The organism is Kocuria himachalensis (assembly GCF_054784195.1).
In genome coordinates, this window is the sequence record NZ_BAAGPL010000012.1 from 1 (window position 1) to 4,916 (window position 4,916).

Consider the following 4,916-nt stretch of genomic DNA (forward strand, 5'->3'; position numbering starts at 1 on the left):
CACCGCCGGACCACACCCCAAGGGTCGAGCCCCCGCACACCGTGCGGGGGCTCCCCGCATTTAACCCGCCCTTTCCGTTGAATCCCCCTCCCACTACGGCCTATGGTCGAGGTCCAGGGCCCAGGGTCGGGTGGAACGAGGAGGAGCCGTGCGGCGGAACAGGCTGATGGCAGCGGCGGTCGGAACGACCGCCCTGGTGCTCGCCGGCTGCGGCGGGGGCGAGGGCGCCGGGGTCGAGGAGACCCCGGCCACCGCAGGGACGTCGGCCACCGCGGAGGCCGGTGCCGGCTCCCGTGCCGTGCTCCGGGACGCGGAGGGCGCCGAGGTCGGCAGCGTCAGCTTCTCGGAGGTCTCCGCCGGCACGGAGGTCGTGGCCGAGGTGCAGGGGCTCGAGCCGGGCTTCTACGGCCTGCACGTGCACGCGACCGGTCTCTGCGAGCCGGACAGCACCGCACCGGGCGACCCCGGCACCACGGGTGCCTTCCTCTCCGCCGGCGGCCACCTCGGGGGTGCGGACGCCGAGCACCCCGAGCACACCGGAGACCTCCCTGCTCTTCTCGTGACCGAGGACGGGCTGGGCTTCCTCACGACCGTCACCGACCGCTTCGGCGTCCAGGACCTCGTGGCCGACGAGGACGGCAGCGCCGTGATGATCCACTCGGGCCCCGACAACTACGCCAACGTCCCGGAGCGCTACGCCCCCGACGGCCCCGACGAGGCGACCCTCGGCACGGGCGACGCCGGGACCCGGCTGGCCTGCGGCGTCGTGGAGTGACCGCGCTCCGTACCAGCGGCGGGTGAGGACCCGCTCCCGCGGCGGCGTCCTTCGCTACCCTGGGAGCGTTCCTGCCGTACGCCCGCGAGAGGGGTCTCCCACCATGCCCGACGTCAGTCCCGCCACCGCCCGGATCAACGAGGTCACCATGGCCTACACGGACCGGGGGGAGGGGCCGGTGCTGCTCCTGCTGCACGGCCACGCCTACGACCGGAGCATGTGGGCCCGGCAGATCGAGGTGTTCGCCGGCCGTGGCTGGCGGGTCGTCGCCCCTGACCTGCGCGGCTTCGGCGAGTCGGAGGTCACCGAGGGGATCGTCTACACCGAGGAGTTCGCCGACGACGTCGACGGACTGCTCGAGCACCTGGCGGTCGACCGGGCGGTGGTGGTCGGGTTCTCCATGTCCGGGCAGATCGCCATGGAGCTCCTCCAGCGGCACCCCGGCCGGGTGCGAGCACTGGTCGTCAACGACACCGTCCCCGAGGCGGAGGACACTGCCGGCCGGCGGCGGCGCCACGTCACGGCGGACGCCATCCTGACCGGCGGCATGGAGGTGTACGGCCGCAACGTCCTGGCCAAGATGGTCGCCGAGTCCACGGTGGAGTCCCGACCCGAGGTGGCGGCCGAGGTGCTGGCCATGCTCCAGGGCGCTCCCGCGAAGGGGGCCGCCGCGGCGATGCGGGGGCGCGCCGAGCGCCGGGACTTCACCGAGCTGCTCCGCGGCGCCCGGATCCCCGTGCTGGTCGTGGTGGGCGCGGAGGACGCCTTCGACGGCGGCGCCGGCCGGCGGATGGCGGAGCTGGCACCCGGGGCGGAGCTCGTCGTCGTCGACGGTGCCGGGCACACCCCCAACATCGAGCAGCCCGCCGCCTTCGACGACGCCCTGGACGCCTTCCTGCGCCGTCTCGAAGACTGAGCGCGGCCGCCCCGCGGCGTCGCGTCCCCGCACCCCGTGCTTCCCGAGCGGTCCCACCGCCGCCGGAGCGCGGGGTGCCCTGTTCTCCCAGAGAGAATGCGGTGTCATCTCGACGGAGTAATCAGTATGCTGTTCACATACCGTACGACGAGAGGAGTGGGCATGACCGAGACGAACGACGGAAACCCCGAGGACGCCGACCGCGAGACGGTGGACCAACTCGCGTTCCAGAACCCCGTGACGCGATACCCCGTCCTATCACCCCCGACGCAGGACCAGCCCGAGCCGGGCCTGGACGTCGAGCTCGAGCCGAAGACCGACCGCGGGGAGTTCTCCTACCGGGGGACCGGCCGCCTGGAGGGGCGCAAGGCCCTGATCACCGGGGCGGACTCGGGCATCGGCGCGGCCGTCGCGATCGCGTTCGCCAAGGAGGGTGCCGACGTCGCCCTGAACTACCTCCCGGACGAGGAGCCCGACGCCCAGGTCGTCAAGGCCGTCATCGAGAGGGCCGGTCGCACGGCAGTCCTCCTTCCCGGGGACCTGACCGACAAGGACTTCTGCACGACCCTGGTCGAGAACGCCGTGTCCGGCCTGGGCGGGCTCGACATCCTCGTCAACAACGCCGGCAAGCAGGTCGCGGTCGAGAGTCTCGAGGACCTGAGCGACGAGCAGCTGGTCGACACCTTCACGGTCAACATCCTGGCGATGTTCCGGATCACCAAGGCGGCGCTGCGGCACCTGCCCGAGGGGTCCTCCATCATCAACACGACGTCGATCCAGGCCTACCAGCCGTCGCCGGAGCTCCTCGACTACGCGTCGACCAAGGCGGCGATCAACAACTTCACCAAGGGCCTCGGCCAGCAGCTCGCGCCCAAGGGCATCCGCGTCAACGCGGTGGCACCCGGGCCGTTCTGGACCCCTCTCCAGGTCTCGGACGGGCAGCCGAAGGACGCGCTGTCCGAGTTCGGGCAGTCGACGCCCCTCGGCAGGGCCGGCCAGCCCACCGAACTGGCCCCGGCCTACGTCTTCCTCGCCTCGTCCGAGTCAAGCTACGTCATCGGAGAGACCCTCAACGTCAACGGCGGCAGCCCGTCGCCGTGAGGCCCGTCCTCCGTGCGGCCACCGCGCGGAAGACGCGCCGATCCGGCGGGGGGACTTGGCTCAGTGGAGCCATCGCCCTAGGCTAGGACCAGCCCGCACCATCAGTGGACTTATGAAATGTTCCAGAAAGGCGGAATCATGACCACCAACCCCTATGACCCGACCCCCTACGACGCCGGCTCGAGCCACGCCGCGCAGACCGGCACCAGCTCCAAGAAGGACGTCGCGGCAGAGCAGACCAAGGCCGAGGCGAGCCAGCTGAAGCACGAGGCCGCCGACTCCGGCCAGCGCGTCAAGGAGACGGCCAAGGAGCAGGCCGGAGCCGTCAAGCAGGAGGTCACCGCTCAGGCGCAGAACCTCCTCGGCCAGCTCCGGAGCGACCTCAAGGACCAGGTGGCGCCCCAGCAGGAGCGCATCGCCTCGAGCGTCCGCTCCGTGAGCGACGAGATCAGCGCCCTGTCCCGGGGCGAGAAGCCCGAGACCGACTTCGTGTCGGGCCTGCTGGGCAACGTCTCCGGCCGGGTCGACTCCTTCGCCTCCTCCCTGGAGAACAAGGACGCCAAGGACCTCCTGGCGGATGTCCGCCGGTTCGCGGCGCGTCGTCCCGGAACGTTCCTGGCCGTGGCCGCCGGCATCGGGCTCCTCGCCGGCCGCGCCACCCGCGGCGTCAAGGACAGCGACGAGATCGCGACCGACCGTCAGGGCGCCAAGGAGTTCTTCGGCGTCTCCGGCCAGCAGGACCAGGGCACGCCGGCCGGGGCGGGCGTCGCCACGGGCGCCGTCTACGACCAGGGCTACGACCGCAACCTCACGGCGACCGAGACCTCGGGCTACACCCCCGCCGACCCCTACGCCTACCGCTCCGACGAGCAGGGCGAGGCCGCCCGGACCTACACCGACCGCGTGCCCGGCACCGTCTACCCGGACCAGGAGGGCGACCGTCGATGAGTCACCCCATTCCCCCCTCGGACGCCGAGGACAGGGCGGAGCACGAGTCGCTCGGCGAGATGTTCAAGTCGCTGAGCACGAACCTCTCCACCCTCATCCAGCAGGAGATCGCCCTCGCCAAGGCTGAGGCGACCCAGACGGTGCAGGAGGCCAAGGAGTCCGCCAAGAGCACGGGCAAGGGCGCCGGCATGCTCGCCGGTGCCGGCGTGGCCGGTCACTTCGTCCTGCTCTTCCTCTCCCTCGCCCTTATGTGGGGTCTGAGCAACCTCGTGGACAGCCTCGTCTGGGCGTCCGTCATCGTGGCGGTCCTCTGGGCCATCATCGCCGGCATCCTCGCCGCGATGGGCAAGAAGAACCTCAACGAGGGCAAGCGGGAGATGGCCGAAGCCACCCAGGACCCGCTGCCCCTGACCCGCGAGACGGTCACCGAGATCCCGGAGACCGTGAAGCCCTCCAAGAAGGAGAACCGATGAGCCAGCAGAACCCCGAACAGATCCGTGCCGACATCGAGGCGACCCGTGCTCGCCTCAACTCCGACGTCGATGCTGTCGCCGAGAAGGTGACGCCCGACCGCGTCGTCGAGCGGCAGAAGGACAAGATGCGCGGCAAGGTCCAGGACACGGTCCAGGGAGTGCGGGAGCGCGTCATGGGAGCGTCCGATGACGCCTCCGACCGTGGCCGCCACCTCAAGGAGAGCGCCCAGGGCCGCGCGGGCGACCTGCGCGACGGCGTGCAGGACCGTGCCGGTGACCTCCGGGAGGGCATGCAGAACGCCCCGGCCACCGCCAAGGCCAAGACGCGCGGCAACCCGCTGGCCGCCGGTCTGATCGCCCTCGGCGCCGGATGGCTCGTCGGCTCGCTGCTGCCCTCCACCCAGAAGGAGCAGGAGCTCGTCGCCGACGCGGCGGACCGTGTCCAGCCCCACGCCCAGCACGCGGTCGAGTCCGCGAAGGGCATGGCGCAGGAGGTCGCCCAGGACCTGAAGGAGCCGGCCCAGGAGGCCGCGCAGTCCGTCAAGGAGACCGCGCAGTCCGGCGTCCAGGAGGTCAAGTCGCAGGGCCAGGACGAGGCCCAGCAGCTGAAGTCCTCCGCCCAGGGTTCCGCGCAGTCCGTCAAGGACGAGACGAAGAACGCCTGAGCACCGCCCGGCCGCCCCTCGGCCGGGACCCGGTGACG

Annotated in this window: 6 protein-coding genes; all 6 read left to right on the forward strand. The window is 71.5% G+C overall.

What is annotated here, in order from left to right; genetic code table 11:
- The first annotated feature begins 148 nt into the window (after positions 1-148).
- Positions 149-775 (forward strand): superoxide dismutase family protein, encoded by a 627-nt coding sequence (locus ACYVM4_RS08275; RefSeq protein ID WP_460668213.1) that lies wholly within the window; start codon positions 149-151, stop codon positions 773-775.
- Between the two features lie 103 nt (positions 776-878).
- Positions 879-1,691, forward strand: coding sequence for an alpha/beta fold hydrolase (locus ACYVM4_RS08280; RefSeq protein ID WP_460668214.1), 813 nt, complete (start codon positions 879-881; stop codon positions 1,689-1,691).
- Between the two features lie 162 nt (positions 1,692-1,853).
- Entirely contained in the window at positions 1,854-2,792 is a 939-nt protein-coding gene (locus ACYVM4_RS08285; RefSeq protein WP_460668215.1) for an SDR family oxidoreductase, read from the forward strand.
- Between the two features lie 138 nt (positions 2,793-2,930).
- A complete protein-coding gene (locus ACYVM4_RS08290) occupies positions 2,931-3,740 on the forward strand; it encodes an ATP synthase subunit B family protein (RefSeq protein ID WP_460668216.1) in 810 nt (269 codons plus the stop codon).
- Positions 3,737-4,213, forward strand: a complete 477-nt coding sequence (locus ACYVM4_RS08295) for a phage holin family protein (protein WP_368822886.1) — start codon at positions 3,737-3,739, stop codon at positions 4,211-4,213. Before ACYVM4_RS08290 ends, ACYVM4_RS08295 begins: the two co-directional genes overlap by 4 nt.
- Entirely contained in the window at positions 4,210-4,878 is a 669-nt protein-coding gene (locus ACYVM4_RS08300) for a DUF3618 domain-containing protein (protein WP_460668217.1), read from the forward strand. The genes ACYVM4_RS08295 and ACYVM4_RS08300 overlap by 4 nt, the downstream gene beginning before the upstream one ends.
- Positions 4,879-4,916 lie beyond the last annotated feature (38 nt).

Coding starts and splice junctions, on each gene's coding strand:
- ACYVM4_RS08285 (WP_460668215.1), top strand. CDS start 1,854: ATGACCGAGACGAACGACGGAAACCCCGAGGACGCCGACCGCGAGACG.
- ACYVM4_RS08295 (WP_368822886.1), top strand. CDS start 3,737: ATGAGTCACCCCATTCCCCCCTCGGACGCCGAGGACAGGGCGGAGCAC.
- ACYVM4_RS08280 (WP_460668214.1), top strand. CDS start 879: ATGCCCGACGTCAGTCCCGCCACCGCCCGGATCAACGAGGTCACCATG.
- ACYVM4_RS08290 (WP_460668216.1), top strand. CDS start 2,931: ATGACCACCAACCCCTATGACCCGACCCCCTACGACGCCGGCTCGAGC.
- ACYVM4_RS08300 (WP_460668217.1), top strand. CDS start 4,210: ATGAGCCAGCAGAACCCCGAACAGATCCGTGCCGACATCGAGGCGACC.